The sequence below is a fragment of the Prosthecobacter sp. genome (genome assembly GCF_034366625.1).
Classification (GTDB): Bacteria; Verrucomicrobiota; Verrucomicrobiia; order Verrucomicrobiales; family Verrucomicrobiaceae; genus Prosthecobacter.
On sequence record NZ_JAXMIH010000030.1, the window covers coordinates 1 to 19776 of the forward strand.

The 19776-nt window shown below is 60.1% G+C and carries 15 protein-coding genes; 6 read left to right on the forward strand and 9 right to left on the reverse strand.

Features of this window, described 5'->3' with window-relative positions; all coding sequences use genetic code 11:
* Positions 1–501 precede the first annotated feature (501 nt).
* Both U1A53_RS26420 and U1A53_RS26425 read left to right on the forward strand, forming a co-directional pair.
* Positions 502–1005 (forward strand): zinc finger domain-containing protein, encoded by a 504-nt coding sequence (locus U1A53_RS26420; RefSeq protein WP_322284918.1) that lies wholly within the window; start codon positions 502–504, stop codon positions 1003–1005.
* Between the two features lie 36 nt (positions 1006–1041).
* A complete protein-coding gene (locus U1A53_RS26425) occupies positions 1042–2079 on the forward strand; it encodes a hypothetical protein (protein ID WP_322284919.1) in 1038 nt (345 codons plus the stop codon).
* 395 nt (positions 2080–2474) lie between these two features.
* Here U1A53_RS26425 and U1A53_RS26430 read toward each other — a convergent pair whose 3' ends face one another.
* The 3 genes from U1A53_RS26430 to hrpB all read right to left on the reverse strand — a co-directional run bounded on the left by U1A53_RS26430 (position 2475) and on the right by hrpB (position 5691).
* Positions 2475–2774 (reverse strand): type II toxin-antitoxin system RelE/ParE family toxin, encoded by a 300-nt coding sequence (locus tag U1A53_RS26430; protein WP_322284920.1) that lies wholly within the window; start codon positions 2772–2774, stop codon positions 2475–2477.
* A complete protein-coding gene (locus U1A53_RS26435; RefSeq protein ID WP_322284921.1) occupies positions 2771–3001 on the reverse strand; it encodes an addiction module protein in 231 nt (76 codons plus the stop codon). Before U1A53_RS26435 ends, U1A53_RS26430 begins: the two co-directional genes overlap by 4 nt.
* A 152-nt stretch (positions 3002–3153) precedes the next feature.
* Positions 3154–5691, reverse strand: coding sequence for an ATP-dependent helicase HrpB (gene hrpB / locus U1A53_RS26440; protein WP_322284922.1), 2538 nt, complete (start codon positions 5689–5691; stop codon positions 3154–3156).
* Positions 5692–5902: 211 nt separating this feature from the next.
* On the opposite strand from hrpB, the gene U1A53_RS26445 reads away from it, so the two are divergent.
* Together U1A53_RS26445 and U1A53_RS26450 are read left to right on the forward strand one after the other, a co-directional pair.
* Entirely contained in the window at positions 5903–7150 is a 1248-nt protein-coding gene (locus U1A53_RS26445; protein ID WP_322284923.1) for an NAD(P)/FAD-dependent oxidoreductase, read from the forward strand.
* A 27-nt stretch (positions 7151–7177) separates the two neighbouring features.
* A complete protein-coding gene (locus U1A53_RS26450; protein WP_322284924.1) occupies positions 7178–8728 on the forward strand; it encodes an NAD(P)/FAD-dependent oxidoreductase in 1551 nt (516 codons plus the stop codon).
* A 54-nt stretch (positions 8729–8782) separates the two neighbouring features.
* Here the strand turns inward: U1A53_RS26450 and U1A53_RS26455 are convergent, their stop codons facing one another.
* The 3 genes from U1A53_RS26455 to U1A53_RS26465 form a co-directional block, all read right to left on the reverse strand.
* A complete protein-coding gene (locus U1A53_RS26455; protein WP_322284926.1) occupies positions 8783–10066 on the reverse strand; it encodes a cation:proton antiporter in 1284 nt (427 codons plus the stop codon).
* A 7-nt stretch (positions 10067–10073) separates the two neighbouring features.
* Entirely contained in the window at positions 10074–11363 is a 1290-nt protein-coding gene (locus U1A53_RS26460; RefSeq protein ID WP_322284927.1) for an alginate export family protein, read from the reverse strand.
* Between the two features lie 78 nt (positions 11364–11441).
* Positions 11442–15008: a hypothetical protein gene (locus U1A53_RS26465; protein ID WP_322284928.1), complete on the reverse strand. Its 3567-nt coding sequence runs from the start codon at positions 15006–15008 to the stop codon at positions 11442–11444.
* Between the two features lie 100 nt (positions 15009–15108).
* Here U1A53_RS26465 and U1A53_RS26470 point away from each other — a divergent pair, with 100 nt between their 5' ends.
* Together U1A53_RS26470 and U1A53_RS26475 are read left to right on the forward strand one after the other, a co-directional pair.
* Entirely contained in the window at positions 15109–16008 is a 900-nt protein-coding gene (locus U1A53_RS26470) for a LysR substrate-binding domain-containing protein (RefSeq protein ID WP_322284929.1), read from the forward strand.
* Between the two features lie 200 nt (positions 16009–16208).
* Positions 16209–17990, forward strand: a complete 1782-nt coding sequence (locus U1A53_RS26475) for a glycine--tRNA ligase (protein WP_322284930.1) — start codon at positions 16209–16211, stop codon at positions 17988–17990.
* A 177-nt stretch (positions 17991–18167) separates the two neighbouring features.
* Here U1A53_RS26475 and U1A53_RS26480 read toward each other — a convergent pair whose 3' ends face one another.
* From U1A53_RS26480 to U1A53_RS26490, 3 genes are all read right to left on the reverse strand, one after another.
* Positions 18168–18512: a hypothetical protein gene (locus U1A53_RS26480; RefSeq protein WP_322284931.1), complete on the reverse strand. Its 345-nt coding sequence runs from the start codon at positions 18510–18512 to the stop codon at positions 18168–18170.
* 106 nt (positions 18513–18618) lie between these two features.
* The gene (locus U1A53_RS26485) at positions 18619–19263 is read right to left on the reverse strand and encodes a hypothetical protein (protein ID WP_322284932.1); all 645 of its coding nucleotides are present in this window, start codon (positions 19261–19263) and stop codon (positions 18619–18621) included.
* Between the two features lie 216 nt (positions 19264–19479).
* Positions 19480–19755, reverse strand: a complete 276-nt coding sequence (locus U1A53_RS26490; RefSeq protein ID WP_322284933.1) for a winged helix-turn-helix domain-containing protein — start codon at positions 19753–19755, stop codon at positions 19480–19482.
* Positions 19756–19776 lie beyond the last annotated feature (21 nt).

Genomic DNA, 19776 nt, shown 5'->3' on the forward strand with positions numbered 1-19776 from the left:
TCATCTTCAAAGCCCAACCTCGCTCCCCTTCGTGAATTCGGAATCCGAATTGGCACCCCGGAGGCTCCGGCACGTCAGTTCGGATTCCGAACTGAGACCTCGGAGCCTCCCCCACGCCAGTTCGGAATCAGGATTGAGAGGTCCGAAGGTGGGAGACGCCAATTCGGATTCCGAAACGGCACCTCGGAGGTTCGGACATGGCAATTCGCAATCCGAACTGACACCACCGAGCTTGGGAGTCACCATTTCGGAATCAGAATTGAGAGGACGGAGCATGGCACCCGCCAGTTCGGATTCCGAACTGAGGCTCCCGATCTTGCTGTCCGCCGATTCCCAATCCCAATTCCGGCACCTCACCTTCAGGCCCGCAACGCCGGAATTCGGCATGAAGCTCACAGGGCTTGCCGCAGGTGGCCCAGCTTCGGGTTCTGTCTCTTGGCCACCCGGATTTGTCACTACTCCTTGCCAGTTCCGCCGCCAGCCGCTTACATCAGCCGCGCCATGCCAGCTCCCGCCGCCATCCTCGACCTTGTCGCCCGTTTCGGGGAGCACATCGACGCCTACAAGTCCGGCAGCTACCACGAAAAGCAGCTCCGCACCGACTACATCGACCCCTTGTTCGAAGCCCTCGGCTGGGACATGAACAACAAGCAGGGCTATGCCGAAGCCTATCGCGATGTCATCCACGAGGATCAGGTCAAGGTCGGCGGCGTGGTGAAGGCAAAAGCCCGTCAGAAAAAGAAGATCGGCTCCAACTTGGAAACCACCGTTGCTTTGACGCTTCCTGCCGAGGGCTTCACCCACTCCGTCTTCAGCGATCCCGCCACCCTCCACGAATTCCTCATCCTCAGCGACCTCCAAATCACCCGCGGCACCGACCTCACCGCCGCCGTGACGGAATCCAGCCATCACAAATGCGCCCGCTGCTGGAAGCATCTGTCGGATATCGGAACGCATGACGCGCATCCAACGCTCTGCGGACGGTGTGTCGAGGCGGTGGGATGATGACAGAAGTGACAAACATGCAACGGCGCACAAACCATGAGCGGAAAACACAAATTCTTGATGTTATCTGCACGAGACCTCAATTCTCCGACTCTCAGAGAGTGTGCTGTTGCAATTCTCAACTTTGAGTTCAACAAAGCTCTTTCCAGGAAGAAGTGGCTCAAACAACCAGCAATGACTCACAGTTGGTGGCGTGGGAATGATTCTAAGCGCACCGATTTCACATCACTCCCAGTCACTCTGAAAAAAATCGAAGAGTACCTCGGCGCTCATGGCCGTTTTGACTGCAACGCTTGGAATCTGCGCCCATTACTTTGTCCGTGGCTAGATTCTTCGGTTTCAATTGCGCCCAATTTTCACTTTGCTGATGCAAAAGGAGAGGCTCTAACGATGAAGTCTCCGCTCAATCTGGGAGCTAAGTTTCCCATTGTTCCCGCAATCGACAGAGAGGGAGCTCTTTACACGTCTTTTCAATTAATTCTTCAACAGCGTGTGCTTAGAGCTCGCCGTTGGCTTGTAGAGAACAGTGACAGCTTTCAAACTCCAGAATGGATTCATGAATTCCGCACTTATGTTTCCGAGGCAGTATCACTGCTCGACGCGACGCTACATCAAACCTATCTAAAAGCTGAATACGATCCTCTACCAGGTTGGAAATTCGATGTGGACCGACTTGGCTCAAGGCATGGGCAACGATTAATGGATAAGCTGGGATGGATTTTCAAGATTACTGGTCGCCCTTTGGATTTGAGTCCTCACGAAAAAGCGGCATTTGACACCTTCCGTGAATTGCGAAATCACCTTCAACACTTTGATCCACCTTGTTTCTGTTTTAGCATTGAAGATGTAGCTCAATGGCTAAATCTGATGAAACCATTTGGGAATGTTCTTTGGAATATTAGGCGGTCCCTAGGCTCCCCGATTACAGAGCCACTAATTGAGTTACTCCTAGAGCCGAAAGTTGTTTTTAATCCAATCCAGCCAGGTGCGCGTAGACTGCCACAAACACCTGCTACTGGATACCAAAGCAGCCGGTGGCCCACAGCTAACCATTACAAAGCAGAGGCGTCGTGAGGGTGCAACCCGTTGACAAGCGCCCGGCCATCTCCTCTCAGCCACGTCCCAATCGCTCCGCCTGTTCGCGCCACCCGCTCCCGACCTCCCGGTGCGCTCGTTCCGGCCTCGGGGGAATCCCAAGTCCGACGGACTTGCGTCATGCAGCCCAGGGGTGCCGATCCCGCGCAGCGGGAGAGCGCTCCCCTGGGAACCGTGTCCCCGAACCCCATGCCGGATCATGAACCGCAACGCGGTTCCGTCACCCGAGCGTACCCCTGACACTCGTTGCTGCCCTGTGACGGGACCGCGTTGCGGTCCGGGAGCATTGAGGGTGGGAGGCATGTTTCCCAGGAGAGGCCGCTGCGCGTCCACTCCTGGGCTGCATGGCGGAACCGCGTTGCGGTTCATGCTGCTCATAAATCCTCAAACGCGGCGCGATACGTCTCCGGGTGGCGGGCGCTGTGCAGCAAGGCTCCGAAGTAGAGCAGATCGTCCTCCACCAGGTAATAGATGATGTAGGGGAAGCGGTGGACGAGGCAACGGCGCACTCGCCCCTCCAACACCCGCCAGCGCAACGGATCAGCGGCAATTTCCAAGCAGGCGCTTTCCACGGTCTGCACGAACCGGCGGCCTAGTTCTTTGCTTTCGGCAGTGTAGCGTCCGGTGACGCAGCACAGCTCCGCTTGGAAGTGCTCCGAATACACCACCTTCATGCCACGAGCGCCTTGGCAGCCGCAAACACGTCGTCGTGACTCAATCCGCGCTCACGCCCGGCTTTGAACGCCTCAAAGCGCCGCTCCACCTCGGCAGCAATGGTCGAATCGTTTTCCCACTGCGCCGGCAAATCCGCATCAACGGTCTCCCAGATGATTTCAGCCAGGAAACGTCGCTCCTCGGCAGGAAGGCGGGCGGCTTGAGCAAAGAGTTCTTGGGTGACCATGATGACGGATGGTAACGGATCGTGCTTGGAATGCCAAGCGTGGAATATGAAGCACTTAAAACGCAAGCCGGCCGCTAGAATCTCCTTGCAGCCACGTCCCAATCGCTCTGCCTGTTCGCGCCACCCGCCCCCGGCCTTCCGGCGCGGGCCTCCTACCGCCACTCATGCTTCGGATACCTCCCGCGGAGCTGCGCTTTCACGCCCGGATAACCCTCGCGCCAAAACCTGCCAATGTCTCCCGTCGTCTGAATCGGGCGCTGGGCGGGTGACAGCAAATGTACCGTCACGCTGATGCGACCGGCGGCGACTTTGGGGTTTTCGTTCACGTCGTACATGTGCTGCAGCACGGCGCTGACGCTGGGGGGCTGCTTTTCGTCATAAACGATGCGGGCGGTTTTGCCGTTTTTGAGGGCGTAGCGTTCGGGGGCGTATTTGTCGAGCAGGTCGCGCTGCGAGTGGCTGAGCCATTGGTGCAGGGCGGGGAAGATGTCTTTGTCCTTGAGCTGGCGGTAGGCGATGCAGCCGGTGCAGACTTGCTCGATGATCAAATGGCGATCCTCCTCGCCGATGGCGGGGATTTCCAGATCAGGCATCCACTTGGAAAGGCAGTTCACGCGCGTGATCCACTGCTCCACCTTCTCGTTCCAGTTCGTAAGTTGCAGTCGTCCGGCGATGACTTCGGCGGCGAGCAGACTCGCGGCGGTGGATTCATCGGGCTCGCCGCGTTCCTTGCTGGTCAGCACGAGGCTGCGGAAGCGGACTTCTTCGAGATTCATCACGCGGCGGTTCACGGCGTCGTAAGTCGCGCGCTGTGCAGTGGTGAAATCGTCAGGGAACAGCTCGCGCAGCCAGTCTTCCTCAATGCGGGTGCAGTTGTTGAGCTGCACGGTCAGCGCCTTGCCCTGCACCTCGATGATCTCGGAGGCGACGATGAGACGAGGCGGCTTGATATGCGCGTCTTTGCCCAGATGACCGCTGTAACCGCCTGCGAGCCGATAGATCCGGCTGCCAGTACTGGTTTCGACGCCGAGGTGATCGCTGAACGCGGCGAGCAGCATCTTCGCGAGCGCTTCGGGATCGGCGACTTCGTCGTTGATGCTCAAACCGGCGCGTTTGGCGAGCTGGAGAAATTGATCCGCACTCCGCGCGGCTTCACGTGAGGCCATCGCATGGATGCCGTAACGCGCGCAGGCATCAGGATCGAAGTTCATGCCTTCCGCCCGCGCAAAGGCGCGCAGGATGGCCTGGAACTCGGTCACGTCGCCGTGCTCCCACAGGTCTTCGTTCTTGTGCGAGGCGTTGTTCTTGCCGACGAGCAGAATGTCACGCCCCTGCGATGCCGCCGCACACAGCGTGGCCTCACGCAGGCAACCAAACTGCGCCGCCGCGAGCAGCATGCGCGCAAAACGCGGATGCAGCGGGAAGCGGCTCATCTGGCGGCCTAGAGCGGTGATATGACCGTGGTGATCGAGTGCGCCTAGATCATGCAGCAGATTTTCCGCCCGCGTCATCGAGGCCGGTGTCGGCGCTTCAAACCAATCGAACGGCTCACGCGACAACACGCGCAGTGCGAGCAGCGCCTCACTCAAATCGAGACGCTGAACCTCCGGCAGCTCACATTCAGGCCGCAGCAGGTGCTCGCGCTGCGTCCACAACCGCACGGCGATGCCGGGGCCAAGCCGTCCGGCACGTCCGGCACGTTGTTCCGCCGAAGCGCGGCTGATTTTCTGCACGGTGAGCGTGTTGATGCCGCGCCGGGCATCATAAGCCGCCGTGCGCGCCAATCCGCCATCCACCACGGCACGCACGCCTTCGATGGTGAGCGAAGTCTCGGCGACGTTCGTGCTGACGATGATCTTGGGCTGCTCGCCGGGCGTGACGGCGGCGTCCTGATCCTGCGGCGTCAATTCGCCATGCAGCGGCACCACGCGACGACCACGCGCAAAAGCACGGCCTTGGATGGCGGCAATGGTCTTGCGGATTTCGTGCCCGCCGGGCATGAAGACGAGCATGTCGCCGCTGAAGCCGGGCGAGAGAGCGAGTTCTTCGCAAGCGCGAGCCGCTTGATCCCAGATCGGCTCTGGAAAACCCGTCTTGAGCTTCTCCGCCGCTTGATAGCGCACCTCGACTGGAAACGTGCGGCCTTCGGATTCGAGCAGCTTGGACGGCTGCATAAACTCGACGAGCGGACCCGGCACCAGCGTGGCGGACATGACGATGATCTTCAAATCCGGCCGCCGCGTGCGCTGAAGCTGCCGCGCAAAGGCCAGCACCAGATCGCCATCGAGATGCCGCTCATGGAATTCGTCGATGCAGATGCAGCCCACGCGGTCGAGGTTTGGATCTTCGAGCATCTGCCGCAGCATCACGCCCTCCGTCACATAGCTAAGCCGCGTCTCGCGGCTCGTGACATTGTCAAAGCGCACCTGATAACCGACTTCGCCGCCGAGGCGTGCATTGCGCTCACGCGCGACCCGTTGCGCCAGCATGCGGGCGGCGATGCGGCGTGGCTGGAGCACGATGCAGCGCTTGCCTTCGGCCAGAAATCCCGAATCGAGCACGAACTGCGGGATCTGCGTCGATTTGCCTGATCCCGTCGGCGCTTTGATCAGCAGATTCGGCAGCGCCGGATCGAGCAGAGCGGCGGTGAAGGTCTGGCGGAGTTCAAAGATCGGAAGCGGAGCGGACATGCGAATGGGGCGCGATCAATGGCCCGTCATTCCGCATTCGTCATTCGGATTTCGTCATTCAGCACGGTGCCAGCCTGTTCCAAATCGTCGGACAGCCAAGGTGCTTGATTCCGAAGGCTGTATGCGTCCGTGGCATGGTGACGATGCCGAAATGAGATTTCCCCTGAACCGGCGCCATGTTTAACTGAGAGTTGGTCATCATGACCAGACTATGAACTACGACGCGCTTATCATCGGTGCCGGACCTGCGGGTTCCAGCGCCGCGGCCATTCTGGCTGAATACGGGCACAAGGTGCTCATCCTTGAGCGGGAGAAGTTCCCCCGCTTCCACATTGGCGAGTCGCTCATTCCATTCACCTATGGACCGCTGGAGCGGCTGGGCATGATCCCGAAGATGAAGCGGTCCCATTTCGTGAAAAAGTACAGCGTGGCTTTCGTGCAGCCTGATGGGCGTGCCTCGCAACCGTTCTACTTCTACAACCGCTACGACCGCGAAAGCGTGGCGCAAACCTGGCAGGTGCTGCGTTCGGAGTTCGATCTGATGATGCTGGACAATGCGCGAGAGAAGGGGGCCGAGGTCCTGGAGGAAATTTCCGTGCAGGAACTCATCAAGGAAGACGGTCATGTCGTGGGAGCGCGTGCGGTGGACAAGGCGGGCAAGGTGACTGAATACCGCGCCCGCATCACCCTAGACTGCACGGGCAAGGAAGCCTTCACCGCCACACGCAGCGGCTGGCGCATTCGTGATCCTTACCTGAACAAGGTGGCGGTGTGGACGTATTACAAAGGCTCCATGCGTGAGCCGGGCATCGACGAAGGACAGACGATGGTGGCCTACATCCCTGACAAAGGCTGGTTCTGGCACATCCCGCAACATAACGACATGGTGAGCGTGGGCGTGGTGGCGGAGGGCAAATACCTGACCCGCGATGGAGTGAAGGACCTGAAGCAAATCTTTGATCGTGAGGTGGAGCAGAATCAGTGGATCAAGCAGCACCTGAGCACCGGCGCCTCCAATGGAGAGTATCGCATCCTCAGCGAGTACTCGCATCACTCCAAGCATTGCTCGGCTCCGGGGTTGTTATTGGTCGGTGACGCTTTTGCCTTCCTCGATCCTGTCTTCAGCAGCGGCGTGATGCTGGCGCTCAAGAGCGGCGTGATGGCGGGTGAGGAGATTCATCGCGGCATTGTGTCGGGTGATCTCTCGCCCGAGCACTTCGCGACCTATGGAGCCACCATTCGCGAGGGCGTGGAGAACATGCGCAAGCTGGTGTATGCCTTCTACAATCCTGCGTTTTCCTTCCGCGAAGTGATCAAACGCCACCCCGATGCCGCTGGCGCCATCACCGATTGCTTGTCCGGCGACGTGAACAAGGATTTCAGCACGCTGTGGAGCCAGATTCGTGAGTTTGTGCCGCTGCCCGACGAACTGCCATATGGCGTGCCGCTGGCGGCGTGAGTGCCTGTCCTTGAACAGCCTGAATGTATGAAAACGACTGCTTCTGACAATCCAGCAACATGGGATGTCATCGTCATGGGCGGTGCTCTTTCTGGTGCCGCCACTGCGACACTGCTGCTGCGGCACAATCCGGGCATTCGAGTGCTGATCCTGGAAAAATCGGCCCGGCTGGGACGGCGCGTGGGGGAAGCGACGGTCGAGGTCAGCGCCTACTTCATGGGGAAGGTGCTGGGGCTGACGCAGTACTTGAACGAATCGCACATCGTGAAGCAGGGCCTGCGCTTCTGGTTTGCCAACGACGAAGTGAAGTCGATCGCCGAGGCGAGCGAGCTGGGTTCCAAGTATCAGGTCAAGCTGCCTTCCTATCAGCTCGATCGTTCGACGTTTGATGAGGAGGTGTTGCGCCGTGCCTGCGTTGCGGGAGCCACGCTCGTGCGTCCCGTCACGATCACCAGCGTGCAGCTTGAAGAGGGCGGGCAGCAGACGGTGGTTTACCGCAATGGCGATGCGACGGAAACGGTGCATGCACGCTGGATCGTGGATGCTTCGGGCGTTGCTGCACTGATCGCGCGGAAGCAAGGCTGGTGGAAGTCGAACTTTGAGCATCCCACCGCCGCTGCATGGTCACGCTGGAAAGGCGTGAAGGACTGGGATGGCATCGAACTTGCAACGAAGTACCCAGAATGGGCAGCCGCGCTCTACTGCGTGCGTGGCACGGCCACCAATCACGTCATCGGTGATGGCTGGTGGAGCTGGTGGATTCCGCTGAAAGGCGGCGACATGAGCGTGGGTGTTGTCTTCGATCAGCGCATCGTCGAATGGCCGCAGGACGGCAAAATCGGTGATCGCCTGAAGGACTTCCTGATGAAACACCCGGTCGGTCGCGATCTGCTGGCCGACGCGCAGTACGATGAGAGCGATGTGCATTGGCGGAAAAACCTCGCGTATTACAGCACCACCTTTGCGGGCGATGGTTTTGTGCTGGTAGGAGATGCGGCTGCGTTCATGGACCCGTTCTACAGTCCTGGCATGGACTGGATTTCCTACACTACCAGCAGCGCGGCAAACCTCATCACGGAGCAGCGGCGCGGCGACCCCATGCTGAAGGAGCGTCTGGAACGCTACAATCACACCTTCGCCATCAGTCATCGTTCGTGGTTTGAAGCCCTGTACAAGGACAAGTATGAATATATGGGCGAGTTTGATTTGATGGACCTGGCCTACCGTCTCGATCTCGGCCTCTACTACTGGGGCGTGGTGGTGCATCCGTTTCGCGATGGCGCCAAAGCCCTGCTCAAGCCGCCGTTTGCTCCGCCCGATGGCCGGGTGGTCTTCACGCTGATGAGCACCTACAACCGGCGGTTTGCGCAGATCGCCCGCCGCCGCCGCCGCATGAAGGCGCTGGGCAAAAAAAACCGCAACCACCGCAGCCTGATCTCGGGCTTCAAGCTTCATGGTAGCGATGCGATTCGTCTGTTTGGCATGTTGGCAGAATGGGCCTGGCTGGAGATCACCGAAGGCTGGCGCAGTTGGGGCGAGTCGGCGGCGGATGTCGAGGCATCACACCTCTCTACGTAGGCGAAAGTCACCCCGGCAGCAGAGACTGCGACGATTTGAGAGCCAGAACGGGTTTCAAATCCCCAATGGTTGATCCGGTTCCGGCTTGTAGGTGCCGGAGCCGACTAGGCGCTCGAAGATGGGGGAGGCCATCAGCGTGGTGACGACGGCCATGATGACGAGGGTGGCGAAGAGGCCTTCCGAGATGATGCCGCGCTGGAGGCCGATGTTGATGATGATGAGTTCCATGAGACCGCGGGCGTTCATCAGGATGCCGATGCCCATCGCCTCACGCCCGGAGATGCCGGTGGCCTTCGCAGCGAGAGTGCAGGCCAGCCATTTGCCCAACACCGCTGCGGCTAGCACAGCGAGGCACATGCCCCAGAGGAACCAGGTGTTGAGCAGGCCGATCTTGGTGTTGAGGCCGGAGTAGGTGAAGAACAGCGGCAGCAGCAGCGCAACGGCGAGCGGTTGGATGCGGGCAACGAGATCGCGCACCATGATGCCGCGCGGCATCGCTGCGCCCATGACGAAAGCGCCGAAGACGGCGTGCAGACCGATCAAATCGGTGAACCAGGCACCGAGGGACATCATGGCGATGCCGATGACGAATCCGGCATCCGTGAGCTTTTCGTCTTTGATGAGAAGCGTTGAGAATCTCGCGAGCAGCGGACGAATGATGAGCAGCGTCAATGCCACATAACCCAGCGCGCCGCCGATGTTGTAAAGCGCGCCGCCGACGTTGTCATCAAAGCTGGCGAGCACGACGGCGAGCAGAATCCAGGCCGTGGCATCGTCAATGGCACCCGCGCCAATGGCCACGGTCCCCATGGTGGTGCCGGTAAGTCCTTTGAAGTGGATGATGCGGGCGAGCATCGGGAAGGCGGTGATGCACATGGAGGCACCGAGGAACAGCATGGCCTCCATGAGCGAGGTTTTTTCCGGGAACAGCTCGGTGTAGTGATAAAACACCCACGCGAGTCCGACGCCGAGCACAAACGGCGTCGCCATGCCGGCTATGGAGACAGCGACGCTGCTCTTCAGACGCTTGCTGACGATGTCCACGCGGAATTCCATGCCGACGATGAACATGTAGAGTGCGAGGCCGAGTTGTGAGGCTGGAAACAGATAGCAGGACGTGTCACGAAGCTTCTGCGTCTTGTCCCAGGGGAACAGCCACTGCTGCCACTCGGGCGCGAGCAGGCCAAACAGCGATGGCCCGAGCAGAACGCCCGTGATCATCTCCGCCACGACCTGCGGCTGGCCGAAGCGCACGGCAATGGCTCCGACGACGCGACAGGCGAGCAGGATGACGGCGATTTGGAGGAAAAATTGGACAGCAAGGGAGACGTTGTTCATAAAGGGGTCAGTAATTGAGGGTAAGCATCAGATAGGCGAAGTCCGCGTCATCGCTGGCTCCGGTGTCGGCGAGGTAGGCTCCGGCGAAGAAGTGGGAGTAGCCAAACAGCATGTCGAGATGCGGCGTGAGCTTGGCGTTGATCGTGAAGTCGAGTTCGCAGCCCGCGTGGCTGTTGGCGCTGGGATTGATGTTTCGCACACGCGTGGTGCCATTGGCGCGATACCAAGCGTCGCCGGTGGTGGTGAGCCAGAAGGAGTGAAAGTCGAGCGAGGTCTTCACCTTGGCATGCGGCTGCGCGGCGAGGCGCAAGACGACGTTGTGCATGTTCTGCCACGCGAAGGTGTCCATGAAGCCATAGGGCGGGTGATTCGTGGGAAAGAGGTTCTGGAAGGTGTGAACGCGTCCGTCATTCGGATCGCTGTCGCCGCTGCCCGCGCTGTATTCGAGCGCTAGGCGCGGTTTCCACGCGCTTTTGAGCCAGTTGTAGCCGCCTTCGAGATGGTAGGCATAGGCGCTCAGCGGGCGGCCATTGATCTGACCCGTCTGGCCGGTGAGCTCGACGGTGTAGTCCCAGCCGGCGAGTTTCAGCGGATCGCCTTTGAAGCGTGTGCCCAGCGTGATGAAATCCGTGCCGCCGGCGAAGGATTCCTCATGCAGATGGAAGGCGTAGAGGTCGGTGGCCTGAAACGGGAGGAACTGACTGCTGAAGTAAAGGCCGCTGAAGAACTGCTGGCGCACGTCGCTGTTGCCGAGCCAGTCGGAGCGGTTGAACTCGGACTCGTGAAGGCGCACGACGCTGGAGGTGAAGGCGTCGATCCACCACGAAGGCGCCTGATAGTGCAGCTTCACCGCGTCGAAGGTGCGGCTGAAGTTCAGCCACTCCAGCGGCCCGACGAGCCGTTCATCGCCATAGCTAAGCACCTGACGGCCAAGTTTGAGGCTGAGATGCTTCGGATCACCGACTTCGATGCTGGCGAGGCGCAGATCAAAGGCGTCATCGCCTTCCGCGCCGTTTTGCAGCGGGATGTCGGCACGTTTGGAGAAAGACTCGCGCACATCCTGGCCCTGCAGGGTGAACTTGAGCCATTCGACCGGCTGCCATTCGACACCGAGACGGATGCGATGCAGCAGCCAGGAGTCATCGGTCACAGCGCTGCGGCTGGAGTCGAAATCATAGGCGTTCTGGCGCATCTCGCCGCGCACACGGGCCTGGAAGTTCCATTTGAGCTGTTCGGCGAGGCCCGCTCCCATGGCGGGAACGGCGAGAAGACTGAGGAGGGCGATGAAATGGCGCATGCGAGTATTGATTACTCCGCAGGACCACTGGTAACGAAAATAGACTTTCGCTATGGCTTCAATGCCGCTGCGGCATGCTCAGAGGTCCGCCTTCAGTCGGAAAAACGCAGGCTCGGTTCCCAGCGGGACATCCACATGGACCTCGGTGCGACCATCTGGTCGCAGTTCTTCCGTGACGGTGGCGGTGCTGCTCCAGGGAGTGTTTTCAGTCTTGGTGGCGATGGGTTCCCAGGAATCGGGTGTGAGATCGGGAGAGCCTTCGACGACCAGCACCGTGCCCTCGGCCAGTACGGTGGCGCGGGTGAAGGAGAAGCGCATGACCAGACCGCCGCCACCAGCCGGTGTGGCGACAGACGGTGCCCAGCCGGGACTTGCATCCGGCGCTTTCGGATCGCGCCCAAAGATGAACTCGAAGGCATTCGGCACGCCATTGCCATTCGGGTCGGCATCCGGCGCGCTGATGGCAGAATCAGCAAGTTCGGTGGGAGTGAACCGCGCCTCGCTCCACAGGTTGTGGGGGGATTTGACCTCGATGATGACCGGCTCCTGCTTTTGTTTCCAACCATCACTCGTGTCGAGAAACAAGGAGTAGAGAAATCCGCTTTGGCCGGACGGCGGCGTCCAGACGAAGGCATCACCGGGAACAAGGTCGGTGCTGGATTCGACTTCGATTCCATTGCGCGTGAGAGTGCCGGCAGACTTGATGAGACGCAGAGGAGTGAGAGTGTCGCCATCTTCATCGGTGGCCAGACCTTGCACGATCTGCGCGTAAGTGAAGGCGAAAGGCTGGTTGCGCAGCGCTCCAGTCAGCGGGGGCGGTGGGTGAATCACCGGCTCATGATTCAGCACGGCCGGCTCCAGGCCATAGGCGTTATACTTTGGCTCTTCCGCCAAAACCAGATGATCGCGATAGAGCCCCATGGCGACATTGGACAGCTCACGCCGTGCGAGGTCATGGCGGATCAATTCCGTGCCTGCATTGGTGCCGTCGGTGCGCCACAGCTCGGTCCACCCGATATTGTCATTCAGATGGCTGGCGGTGAAATACAGCCGGCCACCGACTGGAACCATGGGGCAGGGCAGGCTGCCGTCTGAGGTTGTCCAAATATTGGTCGGGCCTTCGGCGAACGTGTGGGATAACAAGAGGCAGTCATAGTTGCTGCTCGTGGCCATGAACAACAGCTTGCCTGACAGTGTGCTGAGGGATTCTGGGCGCACCTTGAGGCTGGAGTTGTTGAAGATCACCTGGAGTCCGATGCCGTCTGTCTCCATGACTCTGCCCGACTGGGTGGTGAAATAGAAGCGCCCAGCCACCTCAATGCCCGCTGGCTTGGCGATGAGGCGATGCTTCTCCGGCGTGTCGTAAATGGGACCGGTGTAAAACTTCGCAGGGGCAGCGGAATCCACCTCCCAAACCCAGGCGTCGTAGTCGTTGTTGTTGCCCGGATCATTCCACAGGACACAGGCGTCCCCCAACGCGCCGAGCAATTGCGGTGAGTCGATGAGAAAGGGCGGCTCAGCAGGAGTGCCTGTTCCATCGGTGGCCCAGACGACGCGCTTGTTTGTGGGGTGGCTGCCCTGAAGCGCGGTGAAATACAGGTGCGCGCTGCTGGCGGTGAGCTGGGTGATGCCGATGCCAGCTGTGTCCTTGTAATAAACCTTGAGGGTCGTCACGGAGAAGCCGGAATCGAGGCAGTTCAGCCGCTCAATGGTGCCGTCGTGCTGCTCGACGAAGAACAACCGGCCCGCCGCCGCCTTGAGCGCCGTGGCATTGTAACCTGCGTTCACCAGCGAGGCGCTGGCGTTGCCGTTGTCGATCTCGACCTGGAAGAGCTGCTTCACCCCCGTGCCACCCGCTGTGGCTCGTGCGAGAAGGAACAGCCGGTCCTGGAACGCCACCAACTGCTCGGGGTCGTAGAGGTTGCCGATGACACTCACGCTGTGCGCCTGCCCCGTGGTGGTCAGGAACAGCCGGCGGTTCTGGCCGTCGTGCGCGGTGAAAAACAGGCCTCCATCCGCTTCGGTGAATTCTTCCGGCAGGCTGGAGGCATTGTTGGAGAACACGTCGTTGGGCGTGGCAAGCGTGACGGAGTTGGCACTGCCGCTGTCCAGGCGGTAAAGCCGCCCCTGGGTGCTAGAGGTGTCGGCCACGAACAATTGCTCGCTGCTGCCGTATGGAAAAAAATGACGTGGCCGGGCCGAATCGCTGGCGGGTGAGGTGGCGAGGAAAATCGGGTTCAAACTGCTCCCGTTACGTCGGTAAAGCTCCTCGCCATTTGTGCTGGTCGTACCAATGACATAAAGGGAACTGCCCATTGAGATCGTGGTGCTGCTGTTCCACATCCTGGCGACGGAGTTGAACAAGGAACCGAGGTTCACCGCAAAATCGTTCACTCCATCCGCGAGTTTGATCTGCCACCATGAAGCCTCAGGCCGCAAATAGGCGATTTCGCGTGGGCTGACAATCGTGTGCTGTTCGGTGTTCTCCACCCATGAGTCGTACTTTTTGAAGACAGGGTTGGCACCCTGATCGGCAAAGTAGAGATCGCGATGGCCCCCGCCGCTCTCCACCTGAAAGAACACCCCCGGATTGCCCGGACTCATCATGAGGGCCGTGGGATTGCTGCTGGAGGTGCCGGGCACCACATCGGCGAGCTGTGTGGTTGTGCCAGGGCCATGAGTGGTCCAGACCTCGCGCCCGCCTGCTGCCGAAGTCGCGGCAAAGCATACGGTGTCGATGGCGTTGGAGACGAAGTGAGTCGGCTGGCTGGAGCCGCCCATGATCGTTGCCAAAACACTCGGGCTGCCGCCGGAAAGGTTGCGTATCCATGGCTCCGTGTTGTTGTCGATGCTGTGGTAGCAGACAAAATCGGTCGTGACGGCATACACGGGTGAGGTTGGCAGCGGCACGGTATTGTTGGTGCGCAGCCGGTCGATGCCGGTGGCATTGCCGCTGCCCTGCGCCCAGAACAGGTCGAGGTATCCGGCGGGCGCACCATGCGGACGTGCCAGGAAAAACAGCGCTGGCCGGGTGGTCGAGGCGCTGGTGGGTAGGACGGTGACATTCGAGATCGAGTTCTCGGCGAAGAAGCCTTTTTTCACCGGTGGGGAGGTGCCGTTGGTCACCCATAGCTCGGTGGCAGGGCGCTGTGAGAGACTGGTGCTGGTCGATGGCGTGGTGAACCACAGCCAGCCGTTGCTGGCACCGAGAATGGTCGGCGCGGCATGGGTGGAGCCGGGCTGGACGTCGCCAAGTAGTCCCGAGGCGCTGATATTGGCCGTGGTGAACAGTTCGGGGCCATGCACACCGTCATCCGCCACATAAACAACATTGTTGCCGACCGTGGTGAGCTGCGAGGGATTCCCGGATTCCGGTCCAGGACGCGCATCCCGAAACAGAGTCGCGGAAGAGCCTGAGTAGCGCCAAACTTCCGTGCCGTGCTCGGAGTCTGACGAGGCAAAGTAGGCGATGCTCGACACACTGGCCCCGGGTCCCACGGCTTGTTTTGAAATCTGGGCGGTGTTCAAATCATCCAGGGAGACGAACTGCGCGGGTTCGAGTCCTTCGCACAGCCCGGCCTGCATGAGCACAACCCCGAGCAGGCAAAGCGTGTGAAAGCTGTTTCGCGAGTTGGGGATGAGCATGGCCTGCATCATCAACAAAACACCACCGGTTCGTCAAGAAAATCACACCGCTGGCTAAGAGTTTGCATCGACAGAGGTCATCGACAGAATGCCGCCGATCATGGAACTGCGTCATCTGCGTTATTTTCAAGCCGTGGCCGAGGAGTTGAGCTTCTCGCGGGCCGCGCGTCGTCTGCGCATTGCCCAACCAGCATTAAGTCGCGCGGTGCAGGAGATGGAGCGGGAACTCGGCACGCAATTGATCGAGCGTGAGCGGCGCTCGCCACGGCTCACACCCGCAGGTGCGGTGCTGCTGCATGAGACGGGTCTTATCCTCGAACGGCTCGATGAATCGCTGCGGCGCGTGAAGCGCACGGCCAGCGGTGAGGAGGGAGAGCTGCGCCTTGGCTATATCGGGCCGCCGACACGGATGTTCATGGCCCGCTTGCTGAAGGAATACGGCAAGCGCTTCCCACGCGTGACGGTGATCCTCGAAGAGCGCACGCCGGAGCGCGTGTGGGAAATGGTTTCCAAAGGCCGCCTCTCGGTCGGTTTGACACGTCCGGTGCTCGCCCATCAGGCGTTGGGTCTGCAGACGCTGCTGCTGCGCGAGGAGAAGTTCTGCGCGGCGGTGCCAAAGGATCATGCGTGGGCCAAACTGACCTCGCTGCCATGGAAGAAGCTCGCGGGTGAGCCGCTGATCGTGCTGGCACGGCGTGAAGGCGCGGGCTCGCACGATGCGATCCAGGCGGCATGCTCTGAAGCCGGCTTTGCGCCGCGACTGGTGCATACGCCGAGTTTGATCGGCACCATTTTGCAATACGTCGAGGCAGGCGCGGGCATCGGCGTGGTGCCGGAGAGCACGATGAGCAAGAACATCGCGCTCATCCCGCTGAAACCGCAGCAGACGATCCCGCTCGTCATGGTCTGGGCCAAGGAAGGCGATGACCCGGCGGTGGTGGCGTTTCGCGAGCTGGTGAGGGAATGGCTGCGGGACGGGAAGCTCTGGGCGGCGGGGTAGAGGATGGAAGAACTGAGAATGGCCTGACGGGATGAGGCAGCGCCATTCTGCCATTTGCAGTTCCTCCATTCTCAGTTCTTCCATGTTCGTGAATCGCGCTTGCCCGCACGCCTGCGCAGTGCTCCCTTCGCGCCCCCTCTCGCCGGTGGCACTCCAGTCATTCGGCATTCCGCATTCACTCATTCGTCATTCCAACCGCCATGTCCTCCGACCCCAAAGCATCCCAAGCGCAAATGGAGAAAATCGTCTCTCTCTGCAAGCGCCGCGGCTTCATCTATCAAAGCAGCGAGATCTACGGCGGCTGCGGCGGCGTGTGGGACTACGGCCCGCTCGGCGCGGAGCTGAAGCGCAACCTGCGCACCGCCTGGTGGAACACCATGACCCGCGAACGCGAGGACGTGCTCGGCCTCGATGCGAGCATTTTGATGAATCCCGCCATCTGGAAGGCCAGCGGCCATGTGGATACCTTCGCCGACCTCATGCGCGAGTGCTCGCTGACGAACAAACGCGTCCGCGCTGATCACGTCGATCCTCAGGACGGCGTCGTCATGAAATACAGCGGTGCCAAGGCCCCGAACGGCTGGCGCTGGGACCGCGCCATCTCCGCCTTGCTGAAAAATGGCGAGCACATCGAGAGCTTCCGCAAACGCATCCGTGCCCTCATCGCGCAAAATGCCGGTGAAGCCGCCGGCAAGCCCGAGGAGATCGAATTGGTCGGCGAGGAGAAAATCGACGCCGTGAATGGCAGCGTCGATTTCCATCCCGAAACCGGCGGCATGCTCGGCGAGGCCCGCCCCTTCAATCTCATGCTCAAGACCTACCTCGGCCCCACCGCGACCGAGGACGACGTGACCTACCTGCGCCCGGAAACCGCGCAGGCCATCTTTGCGCAGTTCAAGAACGTCTTCGACTCCAGCCGCGTGAAGGTGCCATTTGGCATCGGCCAGATCGGCAAGGCCTTCCGCAACGAGGTCACGCCCAAGAATTTCACCTTCCGCAGCCGCGAGTTCGAGCAGATGGAGCTCGAGTTCTTCATCAAGCCCGACGAAGCCGTCGAGATCATCAGCGGCGAAGTCGCGAAGTGGCATGAAGGCGCTGATTTGAGCGAACCGCAGCCAAATTGGGGCTGGGAGCTGTGGCACCGCTACTGGGTCGATCAGCGCACGAAGTTCTACCAAGGCATCGGCCTTGGCGACGTGCTCGAGTACTACTGGCAGACGCCCGCCGACCTCGCCCACTACGCCCGCGCCTGCGTGGACATCCTCTGCGAGTTCCCCTTCGGCACCGAGGAGCTCGAAGGCATCGCCGCGCGTGGCGACTTCGATTTGTCCGCGCACCAGACCGCCAGCACGAAGTCGCAGGAGATCTTCGACGAGGAACTCAAAACCGCCGCCGCCAAGCTCACTGACGAGCAGAAGGAAGCTCTCATCCAGAAACGCCTCGCCGCCGAAGCCGCGAAAACCAAGGGCGAGCCCATGCCCGAGGCCGCCGTGCGTGCGTGGTTCGAGCGTCTCTTCAAAGGCAGCTACGTCCCGCACGTCATCGAACCCTCCGCCGGTCTCGACCGCATGGCGCTCGCCGTCATCGCCAAGGCCTTCAGCGAGACCGAAAAGGTCGATGAGAAGGGCAAGAAGGAAGTCATCACCGTCCTGCGCCTGCATCCACGTGTCGCCCCGATCAAAGTCGGCGTCTTCCCGCTGCTCAAGAACAAGCCCGAGCTCGTCGCCAAGGCCCGCGAGGTCTATGCGCTGCTCAAGAAGCACATGAACTGCTTCTACGACGAGACCGCGTCCATCGGTCGCCGCTACGCCCGTCAGGACGAAGTCGGCACGCCCTTCGGCGTCACCATCGACTTCGACTCCCTCGGCGAAAAAGGCCCGGAGTTGCTCGATACGGTGACCTTGCGCCATCGCGACAGCAACGAACAGGAGCGCGTGAAGATCAGCGAGTTGCTGGGCAAGTTGCTGCCGCTGGTGTCTTGAGTCGATTTAACGCTTCGGATCAGGCGACGACGAGCGGGAAGCGTCGATGACACGACAGATGCCATACGAGCCGTTGCCTGCATCCGTTTGGTTCGCCCTCGTTTGGCCATGCGACTGCTGTCTTCGGTTGCTCGCTATATGTAGCCTCAGTCATAAAGTGTCGTCGAACGTGCCAAGCTAGTTAGGAATATGCTTAAACATGGCAAGAGCGCAGAGCGGCCAGCCAATAAAGCCGAGCAAACTCAGGGCAAACAATCCGAGTAGGCGCTCAACGAAAACGCCCACAATCGTGAACAATATACCAACAACGAAGATCAGGATCGGTGCCCACCACACAACCGTCCAGCCGTAATAGATCAGATATGCTAGTCCCGTAATCATGCCAGCAATGGCCGAGAGCGTCAAAATAGCCTCGAATCCCTTGCTCGACCCACGGAAGGAACGCACATGAAGCTGCTGGTAAAAAACAAACATACCGAACAGGCAGTAGAAAAGGACTGAGAGCCAAGAGATGGATTGCATGTCTCTGGAGGATTGGGTTCTTGGGCGTCTCGGATCAGGCGACGGCGAGCGGAAAGATTCGATGACACGACAGATGCCATACGAGCCGTTGCCTGCATCCGTTTTTTTAGGCCGGTTCGTCCGTCGGTTTTGGTTCATGAAGGTCTTTGCTGACATCGGTGGTCAAGAGTGTGCGGTCGTAATATTGGGCGATGTAATCCTGAAATAACGCGCCTAGCAGAGACAGAAGCGAAACAAGAACCAAGAGGTAGAAGGTCGCTCGGCCCTCGACTGCAAAAAGCAAATAATGCCAGTCGTGACCGCGAATGGCCGGAGACAGAAGGCGCCCGATGACGGCACCTGCGCCGATGGCCCAGGCACACCCGTAAAGGAAATGAATCTGTGATGACCACAGATCCATGTTCCGTTGGAAGTTCGGATGTTTAGAGCGGCGGACCCAACGCACGTAATCCCGCTTGTAAGTATTGATGAGGAACGAATCCGACTTGGGCAAGGCGGGCGTTGGATACTGATGGTCGAGACACCACCTGATAAACTGTACGATAGGACGATGAAGAAGAGCGCGGTGTAGAGTATAAATGAAGCTGCCAGCTACCATGGCGACGAGAGCGAGGCCGGTACCCTCAGACAACCCGACGCCGCCAGAAAGTGCAGCGTCGAAACCAGTGCGAGTCAGCGCCAATGCGAGCAAGAGCGCGCCGCCGCTAAATCCGTAGCGAAGGAGGTCGGAAAAGTTGAGCTTCTCTAGCATGAGAGCGTATAAGTGGCCGAACAGTGAAGATGGTTAACAGATCGTGAGGTTTGTCAGCAGCTTTATAGCCAACGGTTTTGTCGGAAAAGTACGGGCTGTGGCACCCATGGGTGTCGTTTTACACTCCTATGCCGTTGCTGGGCAACAAAAATGTCGGTTTACGCGCTGTGGGCGGATATTGAAGGGCGAAAAATATCCACAAGAGGACGCCTCAGCTCAGCAGCGCACCAAACAATACCCGAAGTCCATCTCCCAGCCGGTGGCGGTCTTGGTCACGGGGATGGCGGGAGCGAGGCGGTAGAGGAGACGGCGGCCGTCTTGCGGGTTCTCCGCCGTCACCACCAGACCGGCACCGCGCAAATTGACAAGGTGCTTGAGCGTGGCGTCCAAGCGCTTGCTCACGCTGCCTGCCAAAGCGGTGGTGGTGAGGCCTTGGCCGGGGGCGAGGATCTGGAGAAGCCGCCGACGGGTGGGATCGCCGAGATGCGGCATAGACGGTATCCGCCGGAATCA